At 63.1% G+C, this 23,281-nt stretch carries 23 protein-coding genes; 13 read left to right on the top strand and 10 right to left on the bottom strand.

Going from position 1 to position 23,281, the window contains the following annotated elements:
- Positions 1-17 precede the first annotated feature (17 nt).
- The 4 genes from NKJ46_RS21785 (at position 18) to NKJ46_RS21800 (ending at position 4,390) form a co-directional block, all read left to right on the top strand.
- Positions 18-1,235, top strand: a complete 1,218-nt coding sequence (locus tag NKJ46_RS21785; protein ID WP_352667456.1) for a urate hydroxylase PuuD — start codon at positions 18-20, stop codon at positions 1,233-1,235.
- A 1-nt stretch (position 1,236) separates the two neighbouring features.
- Positions 1,237-2,550 carry a guanine deaminase gene (guaD, locus tag NKJ46_RS21790; protein ID WP_352667459.1) on the top strand — a complete coding sequence of 438 codons (1,314 nt, stop codon included), beginning with the start codon at positions 1,237-1,239 and terminating at the stop codon, positions 2,548-2,550.
- Positions 2,551-2,624: 74 nt separating this feature from the next.
- Complete coding sequence (locus NKJ46_RS21795; protein ID WP_352667462.1) at positions 2,625-3,128, top strand: heme-degrading domain-containing protein; 504 nt, start codon at positions 2,625-2,627, stop codon at positions 3,126-3,128.
- A complete protein-coding gene (locus NKJ46_RS21800) occupies positions 3,125-4,390 on the top strand; it encodes a glycerate kinase type-2 family protein (protein ID WP_352667464.1) in 1,266 nt (421 codons plus the stop codon). Before NKJ46_RS21795 ends, NKJ46_RS21800 begins: the two co-directional genes overlap by 4 nt.
- 1 nt (position 4,391) lies before the next feature.
- Here NKJ46_RS21800 and NKJ46_RS21805 read toward each other — a convergent pair whose 3' ends face one another.
- The 3 genes from NKJ46_RS21805 to NKJ46_RS21815 form a co-directional block, all read right to left on the bottom strand.
- Positions 4,392-5,069 carry a UdgX family uracil-DNA binding protein gene (locus NKJ46_RS21805; RefSeq protein WP_352667467.1) on the bottom strand — a complete coding sequence of 226 codons (678 nt, stop codon included), beginning with the start codon at positions 5,067-5,069 and terminating at the stop codon, positions 4,392-4,394.
- Between the two features lie 132 nt (positions 5,070-5,201).
- Positions 5,202-6,623 (bottom strand): glutamine synthetase family protein, encoded by a 1,422-nt coding sequence (locus tag NKJ46_RS21810; RefSeq protein ID WP_352667469.1) that lies wholly within the window; start codon positions 6,621-6,623, stop codon positions 5,202-5,204.
- A 14-nt stretch (positions 6,624-6,637) separates the two neighbouring features.
- Positions 6,638-8,020, bottom strand: coding sequence for an aspartate aminotransferase family protein (locus tag NKJ46_RS21815; protein ID WP_352667472.1), 1,383 nt, complete (start codon positions 8,018-8,020; stop codon positions 6,638-6,640).
- Positions 8,021-8,177: 157 nt separating this feature from the next.
- Between NKJ46_RS21815 and NKJ46_RS21820 the strand changes: the two genes are divergently transcribed.
- On the top strand, positions 8,178-8,633 hold the full coding sequence (locus NKJ46_RS21820; protein ID WP_352667475.1) for a hypothetical protein: 456 nt from the start codon (positions 8,178-8,180) through the stop codon (positions 8,631-8,633).
- An 8-nt stretch (positions 8,634-8,641) separates the two neighbouring features.
- Here NKJ46_RS21820 and NKJ46_RS21825 read toward each other — a convergent pair whose 3' ends face one another.
- A complete protein-coding gene (locus tag NKJ46_RS21825; RefSeq protein WP_352667478.1) occupies positions 8,642-9,616 on the bottom strand; it encodes a WD40 repeat domain-containing protein in 975 nt (324 codons plus the stop codon).
- Between the two features lie 154 nt (positions 9,617-9,770).
- The gene (locus NKJ46_RS21830; RefSeq protein ID WP_352667481.1) at positions 9,771-10,838 is read right to left on the bottom strand and encodes a CobW family GTP-binding protein; all 1,068 of its coding nucleotides are present in this window, start codon (positions 10,836-10,838) and stop codon (positions 9,771-9,773) included.
- Between the two features lie 200 nt (positions 10,839-11,038).
- On the opposite strand from NKJ46_RS21830, the gene NKJ46_RS21835 reads away from it, so the two are divergent.
- Positions 11,039-11,761: an intradiol ring-cleavage dioxygenase gene (locus NKJ46_RS21835; protein WP_352667484.1), complete on the top strand. Its 723-nt coding sequence runs from the start codon at positions 11,039-11,041 to the stop codon at positions 11,759-11,761.
- 203 nt (positions 11,762-11,964) lie between these two features.
- A complete protein-coding gene (locus NKJ46_RS21840) occupies positions 11,965-12,447 on the top strand; it encodes a MarR family winged helix-turn-helix transcriptional regulator (protein WP_352667486.1) in 483 nt (160 codons plus the stop codon).
- Position 12,448: 1 nt separating this feature from the next.
- On the opposite strand, the gene NKJ46_RS21845 is transcribed toward NKJ46_RS21840, so the two are convergent.
- Positions 12,449-13,321, bottom strand: a complete 873-nt coding sequence (locus NKJ46_RS21845) for an AraC family transcriptional regulator (protein WP_352667489.1) — start codon at positions 13,319-13,321, stop codon at positions 12,449-12,451.
- A 53-nt stretch (positions 13,322-13,374) separates the two neighbouring features.
- Between NKJ46_RS21845 and NKJ46_RS21850 the strand changes: the two genes are divergently transcribed.
- The 5 genes from NKJ46_RS21850 to NKJ46_RS21870 all read left to right on the top strand — a co-directional run bounded on the left by NKJ46_RS21850 (position 13,375) and on the right by NKJ46_RS21870 (position 17,482).
- Positions 13,375-13,782, top strand: a complete 408-nt coding sequence (locus tag NKJ46_RS21850; RefSeq protein ID WP_352667492.1) for a DUF2000 family protein — start codon at positions 13,375-13,377, stop codon at positions 13,780-13,782.
- 199 nt (positions 13,783-13,981) lie between these two features.
- Complete coding sequence (locus NKJ46_RS21855) at positions 13,982-14,866, top strand: DMT family transporter (protein WP_352667495.1); 885 nt, start codon at positions 13,982-13,984, stop codon at positions 14,864-14,866.
- A gap of 68 nt (positions 14,867-14,934) precedes the next feature.
- Entirely contained in the window at positions 14,935-15,957 is a 1,023-nt protein-coding gene (locus NKJ46_RS21860) for a LacI family DNA-binding transcriptional regulator (protein WP_023676245.1), read from the top strand.
- Positions 15,954-16,934: a 2-hydroxyacid dehydrogenase gene (locus NKJ46_RS21865; protein WP_352667497.1), complete on the top strand. Its 981-nt coding sequence runs from the start codon at positions 15,954-15,956 to the stop codon at positions 16,932-16,934. The genes NKJ46_RS21860 and NKJ46_RS21865 overlap by 4 nt, the downstream gene beginning before the upstream one ends.
- A gap of 152 nt (positions 16,935-17,086) precedes the next feature.
- A complete protein-coding gene (locus NKJ46_RS21870; protein WP_352667500.1) occupies positions 17,087-17,482 on the top strand; it encodes a hypothetical protein in 396 nt (131 codons plus the stop codon).
- A gap of 14 nt (positions 17,483-17,496) precedes the next feature.
- On the opposite strand, the gene NKJ46_RS21875 is transcribed toward NKJ46_RS21870, so the two are convergent.
- Positions 17,497-18,270, bottom strand: coding sequence for a gamma-glutamyl-gamma-aminobutyrate hydrolase family protein (locus NKJ46_RS21875; protein WP_352667502.1), 774 nt, complete (start codon positions 18,268-18,270; stop codon positions 17,497-17,499).
- Positions 18,271-18,554: 284 nt separating this feature from the next.
- Between NKJ46_RS21875 and NKJ46_RS21880 the strand changes: the two genes are divergently transcribed.
- Entirely contained in the window at positions 18,555-19,664 is a 1,110-nt protein-coding gene (locus NKJ46_RS21880; RefSeq protein WP_352667505.1) for a TRAP transporter substrate-binding protein, read from the top strand.
- 66 nt (positions 19,665-19,730) lie between these two features.
- Here NKJ46_RS21880 and NKJ46_RS21885 read toward each other — a convergent pair whose 3' ends face one another.
- The 3 genes from NKJ46_RS21885 to NKJ46_RS21895 are packed head-to-tail and all read right to left on the bottom strand — an operon-like array spanning position 19,731 to position 23,132.
- Positions 19,731-20,753, bottom strand: coding sequence for a zinc-dependent alcohol dehydrogenase family protein (locus tag NKJ46_RS21885; protein ID WP_352667508.1), 1,023 nt, complete (start codon positions 20,751-20,753; stop codon positions 19,731-19,733).
- 16 nt (positions 20,754-20,769) lie between these two features.
- Positions 20,770-22,551, bottom strand: a complete 1,782-nt coding sequence (locus tag NKJ46_RS21890; RefSeq protein ID WP_502903429.1) for a TRAP transporter large permease — start codon at positions 22,549-22,551, stop codon at positions 20,770-20,772.
- Positions 22,548-23,132: a TRAP transporter small permease subunit gene (locus tag NKJ46_RS21895; RefSeq protein WP_352667510.1), complete on the bottom strand. Its 585-nt coding sequence runs from the start codon at positions 23,130-23,132 to the stop codon at positions 22,548-22,550. Before NKJ46_RS21895 ends, NKJ46_RS21890 begins: the two co-directional genes overlap by 4 nt.
- Between the last annotated feature and the right edge of the window lie 149 nt (positions 23,133-23,281).

Genomic DNA, 23,281 nt, shown 5'->3' on the forward strand with positions numbered 1-23,281 from the left:
GGCAGGGACGATTTTTCATGATGGATTTCGCGATATTCTGGGATTGGCTGAGTTTCGCCGTGCGCTGGCTGCACGTCGTCACCGGTATCGCCTGGATTGGGTCGTCCTTTTATTTCGTCGCGCTCGACCTCGGCCTGCGCCAGCGTCCGGGCATGCCCGCCGGAGCCTTCGGCGAGGAATGGCAGGTGCATGGCGGCGGCTTCTATCATGTGCAGAAATATCTGGTGGCACCGGCTGAAATGCCCGAGCACCTGACCTGGTTCAAATGGGAATCCTACGCCACCTGGCTGTCAGGCTTCGCCATGCTGTGCGTCGTCTACTATGCCGGGGCGGACCTGTTCCTGATCGATCCCAATGTGCTCGCCATGTCGGTGCCTACAGGCATCTTGCTGTCGCTGGCGACGATCGGCGTCGGCTGGGTGGTCTACGATCTCTTGTGCCGTTCGCCGCTCGGCAACAGCGACACCGGTCTGATGCTGGTGCTCTACGGCGTGCTGGTGTTCATGGCCTGGGGACTGACCCACTTGTTCACCGGCCGCGCCGCTTTCCTGCATCTTGGCGCCATCACCGCGACGATCATGTCGGCCAACGTTTTCATGGTCATCATCCCCAACCAGAAGATCGTCGTCGCCGACCTGATCGCCGGCCGTAAGCCAGATCCGAAATACGGCAAGATCGCCAAGCAGCGCTCGCTGCACAACAATTACCTGACGCTGCCGGTTTTGTTCCTGATGCTGTCGAACCATTATCCGCTGGCGTTCGGGACAGAGTTCAACTGGGTCATCGCCTCGCTGGTGTTCATCATCGGCGTGCTGATCCGGCACTATTTCAACACCAGGCATGCGCGCAAAGGCAATCCGACCTGGACCTGGCTGGCGGCCGCCGTCCTGTTCGTCGTCATCATCTGGCTGTCGACGGCACCGAAGCTGCTGACCGGCGAGGCGAAGGCGTCGGCGGCGGCCCAAGTCTACGTCGCCTCGGAGCATTTCCCTGCCGTGCGTGATACGGTACTTGGCCGCTGTTCGATGTGCCACGCGGCGGAGCCGTCCTACGAGGGCATTTACCACGCGCCGAAGGACGTGATGCTCGATACCGATGCCGGCATAGCCGGGCACGCCCGCGAGATCTACCTGCAGGCCGGACGCAGCCACGCCATGCCGCCCGCCAACGTCACCCAGATCACCGACAAGGAACGGGCGCTGCTGGTGGCATGGTTCGAAGGCGCGGGGAAATAGCATGACCAGCACGCTGCTGCGCGGCCGCACGCTGTCGTTTTTGCGCTGGCCCGAAACCATCGACGACCATTCCGCCTGGCGTTACGAGCAAGATGGCGGCTTGCTGCTCCGCGACGGTAGGATCGTTGCCGCGGGCGCCTATGACGGCGTCGAGAAAAAGGCGGGCGAGGGAACAAAAAAGATCGACCACAGGCCGCATCTGCTGCTGCCCGGGTTCATCGATGCGCACGCGCATTTTCCGCAGATGCAGGTCATCGCTTCCTTCGGCGCCGAGCTGCTCGACTGGCTGAACACCTACACTTTTCCGGAAGAGACAAAATTCCAGAACGCCCAGCATGGCCGCCGTATCGCCAGGCTGTTCCTGGATGAAGTATTGCGGCATGGCACGACGACAGTCGCGGCCTATTGCTCGGTACACAAGGAATCTGCTGAAGCGTTCTTTGCCGAGTCGCACGACCGCAACATGCTCAACATCGCCGGCAAGGTGATGATGGACCGCAACGCACCGGAAGGCGTGCTCGACACGCCGCAATCGGGCTATGACGACAGCAAGGCGTTGATCGATGAGTGGCACGGCAACGGGCGCCAGCACTATGCCATCACCCCGCGCTTCGCCATTACTTCGTCGCCCGAGCAATTGGAGATGGCGGGCGCGCTCTGCCGCGAATATCCTGATCTGCACATGCAGACGCATCTGTCGGAAAACCACGCCGAGATCGCCTTCACGCAGCAGCTTCATCCGCAGGCGCGCGACTATACCGATGTCTACGAGCACTACGGGCTGCTCGGGCGCAGAAGCCTGTTCGGCCATTGCATTCATCTCTCGGAACGCGAGGCGGATGCGCTTTCCGATAGCGGTTCGGTGGCGGTGTTCTGCCCGACCTCCAACCTGTTTCTCGGCTCGGGCCTGTTCGATTATCAGCGCTATCGCCGCCGCGAGAAGCCGCTCCGCATCGCCGCCGCCACCGATGTCGGCGGTGGCACCAACTATTCGATGCTGCGCACCATGGACGAGGGCTACAAGGTGATCGCGTTGAACGGCGAGAAGCTCAATCCGTTCCAGTCGTTCTGGCAACTGACCCGCGGCAATGCCGAGGCGCTGTCGCTTGCAGAAAAGATCGGCACCCTGGAGGAAGGCAGCGACGCCGATATCATCGTGCTCGACGCCCGCGCCACGCCGGCGATGCGGCTGCGGGTGGAGACGGCAGACACGCTCGCCGAGGAATTGTTTCTACTGCAGACGCTCGGCGACGACCGCGCCGTGCGCGAGGTCTATGTCGCCGGCCGCGCGGCCAAGACGGATATGGCGGTTTAGCCGTCGGATGCGGTCGGCTTGACCGGGCGGCAGCCATCCGCCAAAGCAACAGGCGAGATTGACAGGGGAACGACATGGCCGTTGCGGACGACATCGCTCTGATCGAGAAACAGGAAGCTACGCTTGTCTTTTCGGCCTTCGATGAAGCCGTCGCTTTCGAGATCGGCTCGGCGATCCGCGACCGGGCTCTCAAGGAAAACCAGCCGATCATCGTCGATATCAGAACTTTCGACCGGCCGCTGTTCTATGCGGCAATGCCCGGCTCGAACGCTTCAAATCCCGATTGGGCGCGGCGCAAGATCAACGTGGTACGGCGGTTCCTGAAAAGCACCTACCGCATGGTGCTGGAGCAGCAGCGCCCCGACCGCAGCTTCAAGCCCGGCGAGGGACTGGACATTGCCGACTACGTGCTGGCCGGCGGCGGCTTTCCCATCACTGTCAAGGGCGCCGGCGTCATCGGCGTGATCGCCGTCTCGGGCCTGCCGGAGCGTGGGGACCATGGCGTGGTCGTCGATGCGCTTTGTGAGTATCTCGGCATAAATGCGCGCGAGCTGGCATTGCCGGCGGAAGCACAATGACAGAGGTAGACCCCAAGCTCTTTCTCATTTCGATCTTCAACGCCGCCGTTGCCGCCGCCGATCCCCAGAGGACGATCAAGGATCATTTGCCGGCAAGGCCGAAGGGCCGGACCATCGTCATCGGTGCAGGAAAAGGCTCGGCGCAGATGGCGGCGGCTTTCGAGAAAGTGTGGGACGGGCCGATCGAAGGGCTGGTCGTCACCCGCTACGGCTATGGCGCGGCCTGCCGGCGCATCGAGATCATCGAGGCTGCGCATCCGGTGCCGGATGCCGCGGGGCTCGAAGCTTCCCGGCGGCTGCTCGAAAAAGTCCAGGGACTGACTGCGGACGACCTCGTCGTGGCGCTCATTTCGGGCGGCGGTTCGGCGCTGCTGCCGTCACCTGCCGAAGGTCTGACGCGGGCCGATGAGATCGCCGTCAACGAGGCGCTGCTCGCCTCCGGCGCGCCGATCGCCGCGATGAACACCATCCGCAAACATCTGTCCTCGATCAAGGGCGGCAGGCTGGCGGCCGCCGCATATCCTGCCAAGGTGGTCTCGTTGGTTGTTTCTGATATTCCGGGCGACGATCCGGCTCTGGTCGCTTCTGGTCCGACCGTGCCGGATGTAGGCAGCCGCGAGGACGCATTGGCATCGATCGCTGCCTATGGCATGAACCTGCCGGTTTCGGTCATGGCGCATATCAATTCGCCGGCGGCCGATGCGCCGCATCCGGACGACCCGCGTTTTTCGCGCAACGAGGTGCATCTGATCGCCTCGGCCGGCGTATCGCTGGAAGCGGCTGCGGCCGAAGCCAGGTACCAAGGTATCGAAGCGGTCATTCTCTCCGATTCCATCGAGGGCGAGGCGCGTGAGGTCGGCGGCATCCACGCTGCGATCGCGCGCGAAGTGGCGACGCGCAACCGGCCATTCGCAAAGCCGGTGCTGATCCTGTCGGGCGGCGAGACGACGGTGACCTTGCGCGCGAAAGGCAAGGGCGGCCGCAACTCTGAATTCCTGCTCGCCTTCGCCATCGGCATCAGCGGCATGGCGGGCGTCTACGCACTGGCCGCCGACACCGACGGCATAGACGGTTCGGAAGACAATGCCGGCGCCTTCGCCGACGGCTCGACAGTGTCGCGGATGCGTATGGCGGGCGTCGATGCCAAGGCCATGCTTGCCGGCAACAATGCGTGGACCGCGTTTAACGCCGTCGGCGATCTTTTCGCGCCCGGACCGACCGGCACAAACGTTAACGATCTCCGCGCGATATTGATCAAATAGCTCAGGCGGCCATCAGCTTTTTCACCGCTCTCATATCCTGCAGGAACCGCTCGCGTTCTGCCTGCTTGTCCGCCGGCTCGCGAATGCGCAGGATGAAGGACGGGTGGATGGTGACGAAGACACGCAAGCCATCGTCGCGCTCTACGACCGCCCCGCGCATCTTCATGATCGGCACCACCTTGCCGAGCAGCGCCTGCGCCGCCGTTGCACCGAGCGCCACCGCCAGATTGGGCTTGATCAGATCGATCTCCTTGTCGAGCCACCAGCGGCAAGCCTGCACCTCGCCGGCGTTCGGCTTGGAGTGGATGCGCCGCTTGCCGCGCGGCTCGAACTTGAAATGCTTGACCGCGTTCGTGACGTAGACTTTCAGCCGGTCGACGCCGGCATCGTCCAGGATCGCGTCGAACACCTTGCCGGCCGGACCGACGAAAGGTTTGCCCGCCAGGTCCTCCTGGTCGCCCGGCTGTTCGCCGACGAAGATCACCTTAGCTTTGTCAGGGCCCTCACCGAACACGGTCTGCGTGGCGTCGTGCCATAGCGGACAGCGGCGGCAGATCTTGGCCGTTTCGCGCAGTTCAGGAATCGTCCTGGCGTCGATTTCTGTCGTTTCCGGGGATTTGCCGGTCGGCAAGCCTCTCGACTGAACCTTGGCGTGGTGCGGCGTGGGGGTCGTCTGCATCCTGGCGATCATGGCTAAGGCGGCCTTGTCCGCTTTTGTGATCAGACCGGAATGAGCGAAGCCGCCGGAAGGTTCCTTCAAAAACTGGTCCGGTCGGAACTTCGTCGGGCGAAGACTCTGCCGAACGGTACCCTACACCTCGTGTAGATAGAGGTGATAATCCAGTTCGCTGACCGTGCGCGCCACGCGCAGATATTCCGACTGCTTGATCGCCACGAACGTCCGGTGCAGGTCTTCGCCCAATGCACCCTTGAGGAAACTCGACGCCCTTCCCGCCTCGATCGCGGCACGCCAGTCGACCGGCATCGTCGTGCGCGTGACGGCCGATTCGTAGCCATTGCCGGTGGTTTCGGGACCGGGATCGAGGCCTTCGTCGAGGCCTTTGACGATGCCGGCCAGCACCGTTGCTGCCACCAAATAAGGATTCGCGTCGACGCCCGATGGCCGGTGCTCGATGCGGCGGTTCTTGGCGTCGCCGGCCGGCACACGCAGTGCCACCGAACGGTTGTTGACGCCCCAGGTCGGCGCCACCGGCGCATAGGATTGCGAGACGAAACGCCGCCATGAGTTGGCGTGCGGCGCGAAGACCAGCATCGATTCCGCCATCGTCTGGATCAGTCCGCCGAGGCCGCGCAGCAGCGGCAGCGACCAGCTTTCGCCGCCGGCTTCGGCAAAGACATTCTTGCCGGCATCGTCCAGCAGCGAGACATGAAAATGCATGCCAGAGCCGGCATACTTCTCGATCGGCTTGGCCATGAAGCAAGCGGTGACACCATGCCGACGTGCCTGCGCCCGCACCAGACGCTTGAGCATGACGAGATCGTCGGCCGCCCGCATCACGTCCTTGCGGTAGTTGAGCGTCAGCTCGTACTGGCCGGGCGCATATTCCGAGATGACCGTCTCGGCCGGGATGCCCTGCACCTTGGCTGCGGCGTAGATGTCGGAAAACAGCGGCTCCATGCCGTGCAGATGGTCGACGGAATAGACCTCCGTCTTGGCCGAGCGGCGTCCGTCGAGTACCGCGTGCGCCGGCTGCACCTTGCCTTCGGCATCGCGCTCGTTGGCGAGCAGGAAGAATTCGAGCTCGAAGGCGCCGGCCGGATGCAGGCCCTTGGCCGCGAGGATGTCCACCTGGCGGGCGAGCGCCAGCCGCGGGTCGGACGACATCGGCTGGCCATCGAGATGGTACATCGCCATCAGCACCTGGCCGCGCGGCGGCTGGGTGCCGAACAGCGGCACCAGTGTGCCGGGGATCGGCCACGCCCGCAGGTCGCCGTCGCCGGTCGTCCAGATCAGCCCGGTCTCGTGAACATCCTCGCCGGTGATGTCGAGGCCGAGGATCGAGATCGGCATGTGCCGGCCACCCTCGAAGATGCTCATCAACTCATGCCGGCGCACGATCTTGCCGCGCCCGACGCCATTGGCGTCGGTCAGCACGATGTCGAACGCTTCGATCTCAGGATGGACGTCGAGAAAGGCCTGCGCCTCGGCGGGCGTCGAGCCCGAAGGGGATGCCGTGACCAGGTTCAAACTTTGCTTGGGCGCTTGTTTCATGCCGCAAGCTTGTCTCACGCCGTAAGCTTTGCCGCAACCGCGCCGAAGGCAGTGATCAGCCGGTTCACCTGGGCGGCGCTGGTCGCAGGAGAGATCAGCATCATGTTGTGGAAGGGTGCGATCAGCACGCCGCGATTGACCAGCGCGACATGGATTGCCGCCTCGAGCTCCGGCACGTGCGCAGCTTCCGCTTCGCCGCCGTTCCTCAGCGGGCCCGGCGCGCAGATGAACTCGACGCGGGCACCGACGCGGGCAACATGCCAGGGCAGGCGATAGCGATCGATGACGGCAGTCAGCCCGGCGTCGAGCCGCCGCGCCAGATGGTCCATATGGCTGTAGTTCTCGTCGGTCATGACGTGTTCGAGCGTGGCGCGCATCGCTGCGAATTGCAGCGGATTGGCCGACAGCGTTGTCCCCATGCCGGAATAGCCGGGCTCCTTCCGGCTGATATAAGCGGCATAGCGGGCCGCAACGTCTTCGCTCATGCCCCAGACGCTCGCCGGTATGCCGCCGGCAATCGGCTTGCCCAGCACGAACAGGTCCGGCTCCAGCCCGTATTTGCTGGTATAGCCGCCGGGACCGGTCGAGATCGTATGCGTCTCGTCGATTAGAAGCAGCGTGCCGGTCGCACGGGTGAGACGCCGCAAGCCATCATGAAAGCCGGCTTCGGGCAGCACCATGCAGGAATTGGTCAGCACCGGCTCGGTGATGACGCAGGCGACATCGTTACCCCGGAGTGCCGCGTCGAGCGCCGGCAGGTCGTTGAACTCGACGATATCGGTTGCCCGCGTCAGGTCGCGAAACTCGCCGGCCAGTCCCGGTCGGTTCACCGCCTTCCCGGCGACCAGCCGCACCATCGTCTCGTCGACCGAGCCATGATAGCAGCCGTTGAAGACCAGTATCTTCTCCCGGCCGGTAACGGCGCGGGCAACCCGCAGCGCGAAGCGGTTGGCATCGGTCGCCGTCGTCGCGATCTGCCACAACGGCAAACCGAAACGCTGCTGCAGCAGCGGCCCGATGGCGAGCGCGTCCTCGGCAGGCAGCATGTAGGTCAGGCCGCGTCCGGCCTGCCTGCGGATGGCGCGTGCGACCGGCGGCGGCGAATGACCGAACATCGAACCGGTGTCGCCAAGGCAGAAATCGTCGAGCCGGTTGCCGTCGATATCGCTGATGACGGCGCCCCTGGCGCTATCGACGAGGATCGGGAACGGCGTCGGCCAGTCGTTCATCCAATGCATCGGCACGCCGCCGAAGAAGCCGGGCAGGCCATTGCCGATTTTCGCCATCGATTTCGGCCGCGCCCGGCGGAAGACTTCTGCCTCGACCGCGCGCAACTTGGCGATCCGCGCCGGGCCGATGCCGCCGATGGAAGTCTTTGCATGGTTGATGACGTTCATGGCGGCCCTCTCAGTCGCACTTTAGACAATCGGCGTCCGCCACCGCAATTGGCCGGGCGGCTGCCCTGTGTTGGGTCAGCGGTCATTTGAATGAAAACAGGCGCTTGACCACGAGCCGCCTTCGGGCGCCAATGGCACTTCGGCTGGAGGGGACAAGATGGTGCGGGCGATCGTCTGCGCAGTAATGCTGCTGTCGTCGGTTGGAGCGGCTCTGGCGTCCGGCGGCATCTGGTGTTCCGCCGAGGACGCAGCCGTCAAATTTCAGGTCGGTGCCGGGGTCACCAGAGGCATGGGCGGGCCGACCTTCAATTTTAGCGGCGAGCTCGAAATTCTGGGCAGGCCGGCTGCCGACAGTCTGCGCAAGACGGTGTTCGAGGATCAGAACCTCACGCAATATTGGCTCGACAACAAGGAATTGCGGCTGCTCGTCTACCACGAACGGCAGGTCGAAAATGCCTACGGCTATGTCGAACTGGCGATCCTGACCAAGGCCAGTGACGAAGGCGTCTATGACGGCCGCTATTTGCTCTCAATCTATGATGTTACGGCTGATGCCGAAAAGGACGGCAAACCGGATGAATTGACCGGCAAAGTATCTTGCGGAGCCGAGTAAGTAACAGGTTACGCCGAAATATCGATGACGCCGCAATCGCCCGCAGCGCTGCCGAAGGCGACGCGGCGCTCTTCCTTGTCCCACATCATCGAGGTGATGGCGCCCTTGCCCGGCCGGCGCAACAGCACTTCCCTGGCGTCGGCGAAGCGCACCGCCATCACCATGCCGTCATCATAGCCGATGGCAACGACGTCCTGGCTCGGGTGACAGGCGACGGAGGTGACCATCGCATTGCCGCGCGTGCCGAGTTCCAGCGGCGCCTTGCCCATCGGCCCGTCCTTGCCGGAAAACGGCCAGACGATCGCCGCTGGCGCGCCGGAACTCGCCAGCCATTTGCCCTTGGCGCTCCACGACAGGCTTTTGACCTTGCCGGGGTAGCCGGACATCCGCATGTGCTTGCCGTCGGCGAGCTTCCAGCCATGCAGCGCGTTTTCCTGCATTGCGGTGACGACGAAGCCGCCGTCCGGCGAGAAGGTGATGCCGGTGTGGGCGCCGGCCCATTCGAGCTCGACCGGCTTGCCGTCGGCGGCCGGGAAATGCAGCGTCGCGCCGTTGTAGCGGGCAACGCCGAAGCGCATGCCCTTGGGCGAGAAGGCAAGCCCCTCGACCGAGCGCGGATGCGAGAATTCCCTGGTTTTGCTGTCGGCAAAGCGCACATAGGCAATCTTGCCCGAAGCATAGGCAACAGCGCCTTGCGGCCCGGCGGCGACGCTGGTGATCCATTTTTTGCCCGCGGCTGCCAATTCCGCAGTATTGCCGCCTGCGGTCACGGCAAAGATCTTGCCGTCCTCACCACCGGTGATCAGCCGGTCGTTTGCCGCATCATGGAAGGCGGCGAGCATTCCGTCATTGGCCTGCACCGTCTTGTGGCCGTGGTCGAGCCGATGGATTGTGCCGTCAGCCAGCGCAAAATGCGGCACGTCACCGAGGAATACGGCGGCGAGGCAGTGGCCTTCGAGATCGAGCGGGGCGACTGTCGGCATGAGAGATCATTCCGTTTGAGATTTCTGCTGCCTCACCCTTAAGGGGTTGAGCTGCGGGTCTCAACCCGTGCTTCGGATCGTCGTGAGGAGAGACCGCCAGCGTTGCGGGCTGCTCCTTCTCTCACAAGGGGAGAAGGAAGAAAGGGCAACTAAATCAAGCGGCCTGGCAGGCCTCGAAACTGTTCCTAAGCCGCTCGGCGTCGAGTTCGCGGCCGATGAACACCAGCCGGCTCTCGTGCTTCTCGCCGTCCTTCCAGGCGCGCTGGTGATCGCCCTCGATGATCATGTGCACGCCCTGGATGACATAGCGCTCTTCATCGCCCTTCAGCGCGATGATCCCTTTCAGCCGCAGGATGTTCGGGCCTTCCATCTGGGTGACCTTCTCGATCCACGGGAAGAACTTTTTCGGGTCCATCTCGCCGCCGCGCAGCGACACCGACTGCACGGTCACGTCATGGATGTCGGAAGCGTGCGCATGATGATGCCCGTCATGATCGTGGTGATCATGGCCGTCGTGATCATGGTGATGGTGGTCATGATCATGATCATGATGGTCGTGATCGTCATGCGCCTCGAGGAAGTGCGGATCGTTCTCCAGCGCCCGGGACAGGTCGAACGCACCGCGATCGAGCACCTCGGACAGCGCCACGCTGGCGCGTGTGGTGCGATGGATTCGTGCCGCCGGGTTGATGGCGCGGATCGTCGCCTCCACCTTGCTCAGCTCTTCGGGGGTGACCAGATCGGTCTTGTTGAGCACGACGACATCGGCAAAGGCGATCTGGTCCTCGGCCTCGCGGGAATCCTTCAGACGCAGCGGCAGGTGCTTGGCGTCGACCAGCGCCACCACCGCATCGAGCCTGGTCTTGGAACGCACGTCGTCGTCCATGAAGAAGGTTTGCGCTACCGGCACGGGATCGGCGAGGCCTGTGGTCTCGACGACGATGGCGTCGAAGCGGCCGGGTCTGCGCATCAGGCCTTCGACGACGCGGATCAGGTCGCCGCGCACCGTGCAGCAGACGCAGCCATTGTTCATCTCGTAGATTTCCTCGTCGGATTCCACGATCAGCTCGTTGTCGATGCCGATCTCGCCGAATTCATTGACGATGACGGCGTAGCGCTTGCCATGGTTTTCCGAAAGGATGCGGTTGAGCAGTGTCGTCTTGCCGGCGCCGAGATAGCCGGTGAGGACGGTTACGGGGATCTGCGTCTGTGCGTCGCTCATATTGTGCCTCGAATAGGGATTGTCGGCTCCATATAGGATGTGTGCTCGGCTTTTGCACGAGGCAAACCTGTGGGCCAAAGAGAGGCCGGTATTGCCGAACTTTCCTCACATTGCCGAACTTTCATTGGCGCGGGCTGGCGGTAGGGCCTAGATAGGCCGAGGATCATTTACAGGGGCTGTTCGCACTGAAGAGGCGCCAGATGTCCGACAAGTCCTTGCCACTAAGCCGTCGGCAGGCGCTCCGCCTCGTTGCGGTTACCGCTGGCGGCATATTCCTGCCAGCCGGTGCAAGGGCCGGGCAGGTTTCGCCCTATGCCGGGCTTGCCTTGTTCGAAGCCGGTGCCGGCGTCTGCGCCATCACGCCCGAGGTCACCGAAGGGCCGTTCTATTTCGACCCGAAGCTTGAACGCACCGACGTCACCGAGGGCAAGAAAGGCATCGCCCTCAATGTGCGGCTGCAAATCGTCGACGCCGCCTGCCGGCCGCTTCCCGGCGCACGCGTCGATATCTGGCATTGCGACGCCCAGGGCGCCTATTCCGGCTATCCCGGACAGGGCGACGGGCAGGATATCGACACGTCCGGCCAGAGCTTTCTCCGCGGCTGGCAGAGAACCGATGAAAGCGGCATCGCTTCGTTCGCCACCATTTATCCCGGCTGGTATCGCGGCCGCACCACCCACATCCATTTCAAGATCTTCCCCGACGACCGCTCGGTGATGACCGGCCAGATGTTCTTCCCCGACAGCCTTAGCGAGCAGATATTCGCCACCGTCGCGCCCTATAAAGATCGCCCCGGCAAACGCGACACATCGAACGCGCGGGACGGCATTGCGCGGCAGGCCGGGCCGCTGTCGCAGGCAGCGCTGCGGGAAATGGCGGACGCCTTTCAGGCCTTGATGGTGGTCGCGGTGAAGGCCGGTTGAGAACGCCTCGTCACGTCCCCATCCAGCCATTGCGGAAAGTCGTTTGTCATCTAACTGAAATAAACATCTGGCATTAGCCACGGCGAACACCGCGAAGCTTGCCGGCAAAGCTATTTTCCGAGCCGGAATGTTTTCGATCGTCATTGCCAATCGGCGGCCTGCTTCTATGCTGCCCGCACCGGTTCGGCCGAGGAGGGATGAGCATGGCCAAGGCGGACAAGACTGCAACAATGAGCCGGCTGCATTCGGCGGCGCGGCTGGCGCGCACGGCGCTCGCCGCCCGGCTTCTGGCGCATGGCTTCTATGCCGGCCAGGACCAGATCATGCTGGCGCTCGACCGCGAGGACGGGCAGACGCCCGGCAATCTTGCCGGCCGCCTCGGCGTGCGTCCGCCGACCATCACCAAGACCATCAACCGGCTGCAGGCGCAGGGCTTTCTGGACAAGCGCGCCTCGTCCGCCGATGCCCGCCAGGCGCATATCTTCCTCACCGACACCGGCCGCGAAATCATCCACGCCATCGAGAAATCGGTGAAGAAGACCGAAAAGCAGGCATTGAAGGGTCTCGACAAGAAGGACCAGAAAGCGCTGTTCAAGCTGCTTGCCCGTGTCGAGGCGAACCTGTCGAACGGCGAAATGGTGCTCCCCGATGACGAACTGGACATCGAAGACAAGATGCTTGAATAACTCACGCGTTCGCCACTGACGGCCGTCGCGTGAGTGCCGACCAGCGTCCCGGTGTGACGCCGAACGCCTTTTTGAAATGCCGATTGAAATGGCTTTGGTCACTGAAGCCGGCTGCGATGGCGATTTGCGCCAGTGGCTCGTCGGCTTCGATCATCCGACGGGCTCGTTGAAGCCGGCGCATCAGCAGGAACCGGTGCGGGCTGGTGGAGAAGGTGGCGCGGAAATGCCGCGACAGGGCATACCGGTCCAATCCGGTTATCGCCTCCAATTCATCCGAACGTACAATCCGCGCGACATTTTCCTCCAGATAGTCGCGCGCCAGGCTGGCGGCGCGCCACGCAGTTTTCGCTACCGGTTTCGCCGGCTGACCGGCGTGCCGGGCCAGGCTTTGCATAAGCTGCGTCATGAAATCGACGACAAACAGCTCGTCCAGTTCCTGATTCAGCGGCCCGAGCGCCGAAAGCAGCGTCGCCCGGAGATCGCGGTCTGTCACCACGGCATTCCCGACGAATGGCAGTGATCCGCCGCCGAGGCAATCGAGCATCAAGGACGGCTCCAAATACAGCATTCTGTACCGCAAGCCATCTTCGGTGCCAGCACCGCCATCGTGCAGTTCGTCGGGATGAAGGATAATGATCTGGCCAGGCAGGCTCTGATGCGTTTGGCCGCGATAGCGGAAGCGCTGCACGCCATAAAGCGTCACCCCGATCGCATAGGTGTCGTGGCGATGGAGATCGAAGGCGTTGCCGTGGAACCGGGCCTCGATGCGTTCCATGCCGGCAGCACGGGGTGCCGGTACGATGCAGTTTTCGGCTGCATCCATGCACAAACGTCCAAGACCCTGAAAGGCTTCCCGGTCTAGATCGTGCGGCATCGCTTCACTCGCAGCCTCGGATTGGACCCCCTTTTCGGATTGGAAACTGTCGCATGTTCGATACGAAATTTGCAATCGTGCTCAAGGATGACCTTCCCGTCTGGCAGAAGCTCAATGTCACCGCCTTTCTGACCAGCGGCATCGTCGCGCAATTTCCCGACATTATCGGCGACCCCTACCGTGATCGCGCCGGCAATATCTACAACCCGCTGTCGATCCAGCCGGTCATCGTGCTTTCGGCGGACGGCCAGACGCTCGGCGCGATCCAGCGGCGGGCGCTGGAGCGTGGTGTGACGGTCTCGCTCTATGTCGAGGAAATGTTTTCGACTGGGTATGATCTGGCCAACCGTGCCGTCTTTGCCGAATTTGCGCCGGAGGATGCCAAGGTGGTCGGCATCGCGCTTCGCGCCGAAAAGAAGCTCGTCGACAAGATCACCAAGGGCGCCCGCATGCACACCTGAGTCGTCGGCCACTGGGTCGGCCACCAAGAAACAAAAACTGAGCCTGTCGGCGGCTGTCGTTGTGCCAGCCCATTTTGGCTTGCCCGCAGGCGACAATTGCCGCATTGGTGAGGGACTGCCTTGCTTCCCGTCCGGCCTGAAATTGAATGCTCCCCCAAGACATGACGAAAGCGCGACATCGCCGGCGGCGATCCTGTGCATGCTTTCCGTCTACGTGTTTTTCACCTTCCTCGACACCAGCAGCAAATATCTTGTCCTGGCCGGCGTCTCGGCGCTGATCGTCGCCTGGACCCGCTTCGCGGTCCATGTGCTGATCGTCGGCGTCTTTCTGCGCGGATGGCGCGAGCCGCTGCGCTTTCGCCCCGCCAACCTGCCGGCGCATCTCACGCGCGGTCTGCTCCTGTTCGGATCGACGATATGCAACATTCTGGCGCTGCGGACGCTGCAGCTGGCGGAAACCACCTCGATCTACTTCTTCGGCCCGATGGTGATCACCGCGCTTGCCGGTCCGTTGCTCGGCGAATGGGCCGGCTGGCGGCGCTGGCTGGCGATCATGGGCGGCTTTGTCGGCGTCCTCATCATCACCCGGCCGGGCGTCGGGGTTTTTGGCGTCGGCCATCTCTTTGCGCTCGGCTCGATGCTGTCGAACAGTTTCTACGTCATCATGACGCGCCGCATGTCGACGACGGAAACCTCGGAAAGCCTCATCCTGTTTTCGGCGCTGGCGCCGGCCGTCCTGCTGCTGCCGACACTGCCGTTTTCGCTTTCGCTGCCGCAGGATGGCTGGCACTGGTTCATATTGCTGATGCTTGGCGTTTTCGGCGCCCTTGGCCATTGGCTTCTTGTGCAGGCCTATCGCCTCGCCACCACCACGGCCCTGGCCCCCTATCCCTATTCGCAAATGATCTGGATGATCGTCTCCGGCCTGATCGTCTTCAACCAGTTTCCCGATCGTTGGACGCTGGCCGGTGCCACCGTCATCGTCGCCAGCGGCCTCTACATCGTCCACCGCGAGCACCGGCTTCGCTTGCGCAACCGCGCGACGCTGGACGCGGAGGCGGAGGCGCTGGCAAAAAAACTTTGATTTGCTCAGGATCGATGGCATAAGAGCCGGCCTTTAAACAGTTTAAATTGCTTCGGGAGCGCAGGGCGCTGGCACAGAAGATCAAGCTTTCGACCATCGCGGATGCACTCGGCGTGTCCACGGCCACGGTCTCGCTGGCCTTGCGTGACAGCCCGCTGGTCGCCGGCGGCACCCGCGACCGCATCAAGGAACATGCCCGCGCCATCGGCTATATCTACAACCGCCGCGCCGCCAGCCTGCGCACCTCGCGCTCGGGCATAGTCGGCGTCGTCGTCCACGACATCATGAACCCGTTCTTTGCCGAGATATTGCGTTCGATCGAGAGCGAACTCGACCGCAGCCGGCAAACCTTCATCTTGTCGAACCACTACGACCAGCTCGAGAAACAACGCACCTTCATCGACACGCTTCTGCAGCTCGGCGCTGACGGCGTCATCATGTCGCCGGCCATCGGCACGCCGCCCGAAGACATAATCATGGCCGAGGAGAACGGTCTCCCGGCAGTGCTGATTGCACGCACCGTCGAAGGTGCCGACGTGCCGGTGTTTCGCGGCGATGATGCCTATGGCACCGGGCTTGCTACCAATCATCTGATCTCGCTTGGCCACAAGCGCATCGCAATGATCGGCGGCACCGATCAGACGTCGACCGGCCGCGACCGCTATCAGGGATATGTCAACGCCATGGAGGCGGCGGGGCTTGAGGTCAGGCCATCCTGGCGCATCGCCGGCCCACGCACCAAGCAGGCGGGCTTCGAGGCTGCCGGGCAGTTCCTGGCGCTGAAGGACAGGCCGACCGCGGCCTGCTGCTGGAATGACCTCGTCGCCATCGGGCTGATGAACGGCATTGCGCGCGCCGGTCTGGTGCCGGGCATCGACATCTCCGTTACTGGCTATGACGACCTCGAGGAGGCGGCGATCGCGACACCGGCGCTGACCACGGTCTGGAACGGCCAGCGTGAGGTTGGCCGCCGGGCCGCCAGCGCGCTGCTCGACAAACTCAACGGACAGACGGTGCGGCCGTCGCAGGAACTGATCAAGCCGGAACTGCATGTGCGCCAGTCGACCGGCAAACCGGTGGAACGTGCATGACAAAAACCGAACAGCAAGCTGTCGCCATTCTGGTGCCGGGCCAGTTCAACGATCATGCGGTCGGCCGCATCGAGGGGGCGTTCAGCCGCGTCCGTATCGAACGCGCCGATCCGTCGCTGGTCACCGACGAGATGCGCCGTACGGTGCGCGGCATAGCCGCCTTTGGCGGCATAAGCGCCGCGTTGATGGACGCGCTGCCAAAGCTCGAGATCATCGCCAATTTCGGTGTCGGCTATGATTCGGTCGATGTCCGCCACGCCGCACGGCGCGGCATCATGGTCACCAACACCCCGGATGTGCTGACCGAAGAGGTCGCCGATACGGCGCTCGGCTTGCTGATCAACACCATCCGCGAACTGCCGCGCGCCGAGGCCTGGCTGCGCGACGGAAGTTGGCTGCGCAAAGGCAACTATCCGCTGAGCCGGCTGACCCTGCGCGGGCGCCATGTCGGTATCTTTGGCATGGGCCGCATCGGCCTCGCCATTGCCCGCCGGCTCGACGCTTTCGGGCTGCCAATCGCCTACCACAACCGGCGCCGCGTCGAAGGCCTGTCCTATGACTATCACCCGACGCTGAAAGGTCTCGCTGAGGCGGTCGACACACTGATCTCGGTGGCGCCCGGCGGGGCTTCGACGGAAAAGGCCGTCAATGCCGAAATCCTCTCGGCTCTCGGGCCGAACGGCGTCTTCGTCAATATCGGCCGGGGCAGTACGGTCGACGAACCAGCCCTTGCCGCCGCACTTGACAGCGGCAGCATCGCCGCTGCCGGCCTAGACGTCTTTGCCGACGAGCCGAATGTGCCAGCGGCGTTGCTTGCCGCGCCCAACACCTCGCTTTTGCCGCATGTCGGCTCGGCCTCGCAGCACACCCGCCGCGCCATGGCGGACCTGTGCGTCGACAATCTGGTTTCGTGGTTTTCGCAGCGCAAGGCGCTGACGCCGGTGCCGGAGACGGCAAACGTCAAGGCGAGGCTGTGACCGCCATTTTATTGTTAACTTCAGCTTAACCCTTGGGAATCATTCTGAGCCCTTCGCAGTGTATGTCCGCCTGACAGCACATGACAGCAAGATGAAGCGCGCCTCCCTGATCTCTTCGAACGCGGCGCGCTTGAAATGCGCGGAGAACCAGGATGAAGACGCTTCCTGCATTGATGGCAGTCGCTGTGCTGTTCGGCAGCGTCCAGCTGTTTTACGCCGGTAGCGGTCAAAGCCGCGCAGCCAGTGAGTCAACACCTTCGTCCAGCAACTACAGGCTGGTAGCCCATGGCGACGAGGCCTCTTGTGCGGTCAGCCGCGGCGCCGAGATTTCGCAAGGCCTGTCGCTGTTGACGGTCGCCGCGAATTGCCGCCGGGTGTTGCCCGGTGTCGAGCAGGCGAAGTTCTGGCGAGAGCAGGATGACGGTACGGTCACCTTCAGCGCCAACGGCACCGATCCGATCGTCATGTTCTCAGTCGCCGACGGCGATGGCTACGAATCCTACGCGCCGGCGCTACCGCTGCTGACGCTGGCGTCGGCCGGCAACTAACGAGCGCGGCAGGACTATTCCGCGGCTGCGCGCGCACCCGATTTCGCCGCCTGATGCAGGCGCACCGCATCGCCGAATGCGCGAAATATCTTTACCGAGATGCTGTCCGATTTGACCCAGTATTCGGGATGCCACTGGACGCCGACGGCGAAAGCCCGTGCATCGCGCACCGAAACCGCCTCGACAGTGCCGTCGGCCGCGACCGCTTCGACCTGGAGCTTTGGGCCAAGCCGGTCGATGGCCTGGCGATGCACCGAATTGACCATGATGTCGCCGGCGCCGAAGACCCCGGCCAGGCAGCTGCCGGGTTTTATCGACACGCTCTGGCGGATGGCGAAGCGTTCGTCCTGATTGTCGCTTGCCGGCGCACGATGATCGAGCGAACCGGCGCGTTCCTGGATTTCGGTGGCCAGCGTGCCACCCAGCGCCACATTCATCTCCTGGATGCCGCGGCAGATGGCGAGCAACGGCACCCCGCGCTCCACCGCCCGGCGGATCAGCGGCAGCGTGGTGGCGTCGCGGGCGGGGTCGTAAGGACCATTGGCTTCGCTGGCGTCACCGCCATACAGCGAGGGATGAACGTTCGATTTGGAACCGGTGACCATGACGCCGTCGACTGCGGAAAGCAGTTCATCGAAGTCGAGCCGGTCGCCGAAGGACGGTACCAGCAGCGGGAACACGCCTGCCCCCGAACGCGCCGCCTCAAGATATTGCTGCGGCGCGGCATGCCAGGTGTAATTGTCGAACTGGCGGACGTCGGTCGATATTGCGACGAGCGGCTGGTGCATTTGGTCCGGATCCCATCGGGTGCAACGAATTATCTGCCTGCAAAATAGGCGATCCGAAGGCGCATTTCCATGGCAAGTTTCGGCGTGTCGCGTAGGCCAGTTAATCGACCTTAGACTATAGTTGCAAGATCTGCCCCAACGCCGTGAATTTCCCCGAAATGCGCCCCTCAAACCGGACTGCCGCGCTGGACTCGACTCCTTGCCTGTGTATTGTCGGCTCGAAGCCGATCCGGGCGCCGAAGTGTCCCGAATGTCGGTCAGTGGATCCAAAAGGGAGGAACTTCATGGATCGTCGTTCGTTCATCCGCAAGGCCGGCACCGCCGGCGTTGGCGCCGCGGCCGCTGCCGCGACACTTGCCGCGCCGGCCATCGCCCAGTCCAATCCGAAAGTGACCTGGCGGCTGGCGTCGTCCTTCCCGAAGTCGCTCGACACGATCTATGGCGGTGCCGAAGTGTTTTCCAAGATGCTGTCGGAGGCGACCGACGGCAACTTCCAGGTCCAGGTCTTTGCCGCCGGCGAACTCGTTCCCGGCCTGCAGGCCGCCGATGCCACCACTGCCGGCACAGTGGAGGCCTGCCATACGGTGGCATACTATTACTGGGGCAAGGACCCGACCTGGGCGCTGGGAGCGGCGGTTCCGTTCTCACTCAACGCGCGCGGCATCAACGCCTGGCACTATCATGGCGGCGGCATCGATCTGTTCAACGAGTTCCTGGCGACGCAGGGTCTGTTCGGACTGCCGGGCGGCAATACCGGCGTGCAGATGGGTGGCTGGTTCCGCAAGGAGATCAAAACGGTCGCCGACCTTTCCGGCCTCAAGATGCGTATCGGTGGTTTTGCCGGCAAAGTGGTGCAAAGGCTCGGCGTGGTTCCTCAGCAGATCGCCGGCGGCGACATTTATCCGGCGCTGGAAAAAGGCACGATCGATGCCGCCGAATGGGTCGGCCCTTACGACGACGAGAAGCTCGGCTTCTACAAGGTTGCGCCCTATTACTACTATCCCGGCTGGTGGGAAGGTGGCCCGACTGTCCACCTGATGTTCAACAAGGCGAAATACGACGAACTTTCGCCGGCTTACAAGTCGCTGGTGCATACTGCCGCTCAAGCAGCCGACGCCAACATGCTGCAGAAATACGACTATCTCAATCCGGCGGCGATTAAGCGGCTGGTTGCCGGCGGTGCCAAGTTGAGCCCATTCAGCCAGGAGATCATGGCCGCCTGTTTCGAAAAGGCCAACGAAGTCTATGCCGAGATGGAAGCCTCGAACGCGCCGTTCAAGAAGATCTGGGACTCGATCAAGGCGTTCCGCAAGGAGCATTATCTCTGGGCGCAGGTGGCCGAGTACAACTACGACACCTTCATGATGGTCCAGCAGCGCAACAGCAAGCTCTGAATCTTGCTGCTCTGCGGCGCCGGCGTTCCTTCGGGACGCTGGCGCCGCAGAGCATTCCGTTTGCGATCAGCCGGGCACCACCAGAACCTTGACCTCGCCCGGCGCAGGCGGATTGGCGATCACTGCAGCTGACTCTTCAAGCGTGACCTGCCGCGATATAAGCCGGTCTACCTCGATCGCCCCGGAGGCGATAAGATCGGCGGCCCGGCGATGGGTAAAGGGGTTGAGGAAGGAGCCCAGGACCTTCAACTCGCGGAACAGCAGGTCGAACGGTTCGAACGCCGCTTTCATGCGTTGCGGCATCACGCCGACGATGACAACGGTGCCGCCTGCTTTGGCCAGCCGCATCGACTGCTCAACAGTGTCTTTCACGCCGGCGCATTCGAACACCACGTCGACGCCGCCCGGCATCAAACCCGACCGGCCGACGATCGTGTCGGTGACGTCGGAAGCACTGGGATCGACCGTCGCCGTTGCGCCAAGTTGCTCGGCAAGAGCCCGCCGCGAGGCCTGACGCGTCGACAGGATGATGGTCGTCGCACCGGCGAGCTTTGCCAGCTGAACTGTGAGCAGGCCGATCACGCCGCCGCCGAGCACCGCGACCGACGAGCCTGGTTTGATCGCGGCAAGGTCCACGCCATGCAGGCAGCAACCGAGCGGCTCGCAGAAAGCACCATGCGTCGGCGCCAGATCGCCTGGCAAGACGAAGGCCTGTTTCTGCGGCAAGGCAAGATATTCGGCAAAGCCGCCGTCCCGATGGATGCCGATGGCGCGCAGATTGCTGCAGAGATTGACCCGGCCTGCCTGGCAATGTGCGCACCGGCCACAGGCAATGTTGGGGTCGCCGGTGACGCGGTCGCCAACGGAAAAGCCGGATACGGCAGGTCCGATCGCCTCGACGATGCCGGAGAATTCATGCCCGAGCGTCACCGGCGGCGTGCACGGGAATTCACCATGGAAAAGATGCCTGTCGGTGCCGCAGACGCCGCACGCCTCGATCCGCACCAGCAGATCGTTCGGCCCGGCGGTCGGTTTCTCGACCTCGCACACGGCGAGGCCACCCACTCGCTCCAGTCGCACCGCCTTCATGGCTGCCGGGCCTTCCTCAGTTGAAACTAGGTGGTTGCGACAGATCGATTGCCGGTGCCGCCGGTTTCGCGGGCGGCTTTTCGTCGAAGCTCGGCGGCTGCGACAAATCCGGTGTGGAAGGTGAGGCCGGGGCATTGCCGCCGTTGGCCGGCGGCGCGCCAAGCGGCGACAAGCGGATGCCAGGCGTCTCCGGCACCTGGTAGTTGATGGTGCCCGGATCGACGGCGGTGCCTTTGTAGTGCATCACCATCTGCGGGAAGGCGATGGTCAGGCCGATCATGATGACCTGGATGCAGACGAAGGGCACCGCGCCCCAATAGATCTGCCCTGTGGTGACCGGCGCGATCTGCTTGCCGCTGAGCCGGTCGAGATAGGGCACGCGCGCGGCGACCGAGCGCAGATAAAACAGCGCGAAGCCGAAGGGCGGATGCATGAAGGAGGTCTGCATGTTGACGCCTAAAAGCACGCCGAACCAGATCAGGTCGATGCCGAGCTTATCGGCCGCCGGTGCCAAAAGCGGCACGATGATGAAGGCAAGCTCGAAAAAGTCGAGGAAGAAGGCGAGCACGAAGACGAGGATGTTGACGCCAATCAGGAAACCGACTTCACCGCCCGGCAGCGACGTCAACAGGTGCTCGACCCAGATGTGGCCATTGACCCCGTAAAAGGTCAGCGAGAACACCCGCGCGCCGATCAGGATGAACAGAACGAAGGACGACAGCCTGGTCGTCGAGGCCAGCGCCTGCTTGATCACGTCGAGCGACAGCCGCCCCTTCATCGCCGCCATCGCCAGCGCGCCGACGGCGCCCATGGCGCCGCCTTCCGTCGGCGCGGCGATGCCGAGGAAGATGGTGCCCAGCACCAGGAAGATCAGCGCCAGCGGCGGGATCAGCACGATGATTACCTGCTGCGCCAGCCTGGACATCAGGTTGATCTTCAGGCGCTGATCGACGATCGCCACGACATAGATGAAGATGACGCCAATACTGGCGCCGAGGATATCGGCGTTGCCGCCATGGTTCGGCGCGAGGTAGCGATACGCCGCATAGGAAACCACCACCGTCGCCAGCAGCGCCGCCAGCAGCGACAGCACGCCGTGACCCAGCGTGCGGGCCTCAAGCGGCAGGGCCGGCATCGACTTCGGCCGGAAGATCGACATGAGCAGGATGTAGAGCATGTAGATGCCGGTCAAAATGAGCCCGGGGATCAGCGCGCCCTTGTACATATCGCCGACCGAGCGGCCGAGCTGGTCGGCCAGGACGATCAGCACCAGCGACGGCGGGATGATCTGGGCGAGCGTCCCAGACGCGGCAATGACGCCGGATGCCAGCCGCCGGTCGTAGCCGTAGCGCAGCATGATCGGCAGCGAAATCAGACCCATGGCGATGACGGAAGCTGCCACCACGCCGGTCGTCGCGGCGAGCAGCGCGCCGACGAAAATCACAGCGTAGGCCAAGCCACCACGGACGGGTCCGAACAACTGGCCGATCGTGTCGAGCAGGTCTTCGGCCATGCCGGATCGTTCGAGCACGATGCCCATGAAGGTGAAGAACGGGATCGCCAGCAGCGTATCGTTCGACATCACCCGGCTGCCATAGAAATTATCCGGCAACGCGTGCAGCAACGGCCAGGCGAGATTGATCGAGCCGCCCGAATAGGGCGACAGAAGCACGCCGATGAAGAAGAACATCAGACCGTTGGCGGCGAGCGAGAAGGCGACGGGGTAGCCGATCAGCAGGAAGATGACCAGCGAGGCGAACATGATCGGCGCCATGTTCTGGGCGATGAACTCGATCACGAGCGCACCTCTTCGACGAGCGCCTTGGCTTCGAGTTCCGCCTGCTCATGCACCGATATGAACGGAGTGGGATCGTCCATCCGACCGCGCATGATGGCGATCTTCTTGATGATCTCGGAAATGCCCTGCAGCGCGAGCAGGAAAAAGCCGACCAGCAGGATCGCCTTCGCCGGCCAGATGATCAGCCCGCCGGAATTGTTCGACATCTCCCCGCTGCGATACGACAGCGACACATAGGGAACGAAATAGACCACCATCAACGTCACGAACGGCATCAGGAAGAAGACGTGACCGAAAAGGTCGATCCAGTGCTGCACGCGGCGCGAGAACATGCCGTAGACGATATCGATGCGGATATGGTCGTTCTGCTTCAGAGTGTAGGCGGCGGCCAGCATGAAGGCGGCGCCGAACAGATACCATTGCAATTCCAGCCAGGCGTTCGAGGACATGTCGAACACCTTGCGGATGACGGCGTTGGCGGCGCTTACCAGGATTGCCAGCAGGATCAGCCACGATACCCACTTGCCGATGAATTCGTTCAAACGATCAATGGCTCTGGAAAGAGCGAGAAGCCCTGCCATGCATTCCTCCCTTGTGTCAGAGCACGCCGGTTCCCTGTCCGTCGCGTCGCTGTGGACCAACGGTATGCAGTGCGTGGTTCGGCGGGTCAACATGGGACAGCCCGCATAAACACGGTTGTGAGGTGATGCCCGGCAAAATGCTACCGCGT

This window comes from Mesorhizobium sp. M0166, from assembly GCF_040322255.1.
In the GTDB taxonomy this organism is placed as follows: domain Bacteria; phylum Pseudomonadota; class Alphaproteobacteria; order Rhizobiales; family Rhizobiaceae; genus Mesorhizobium.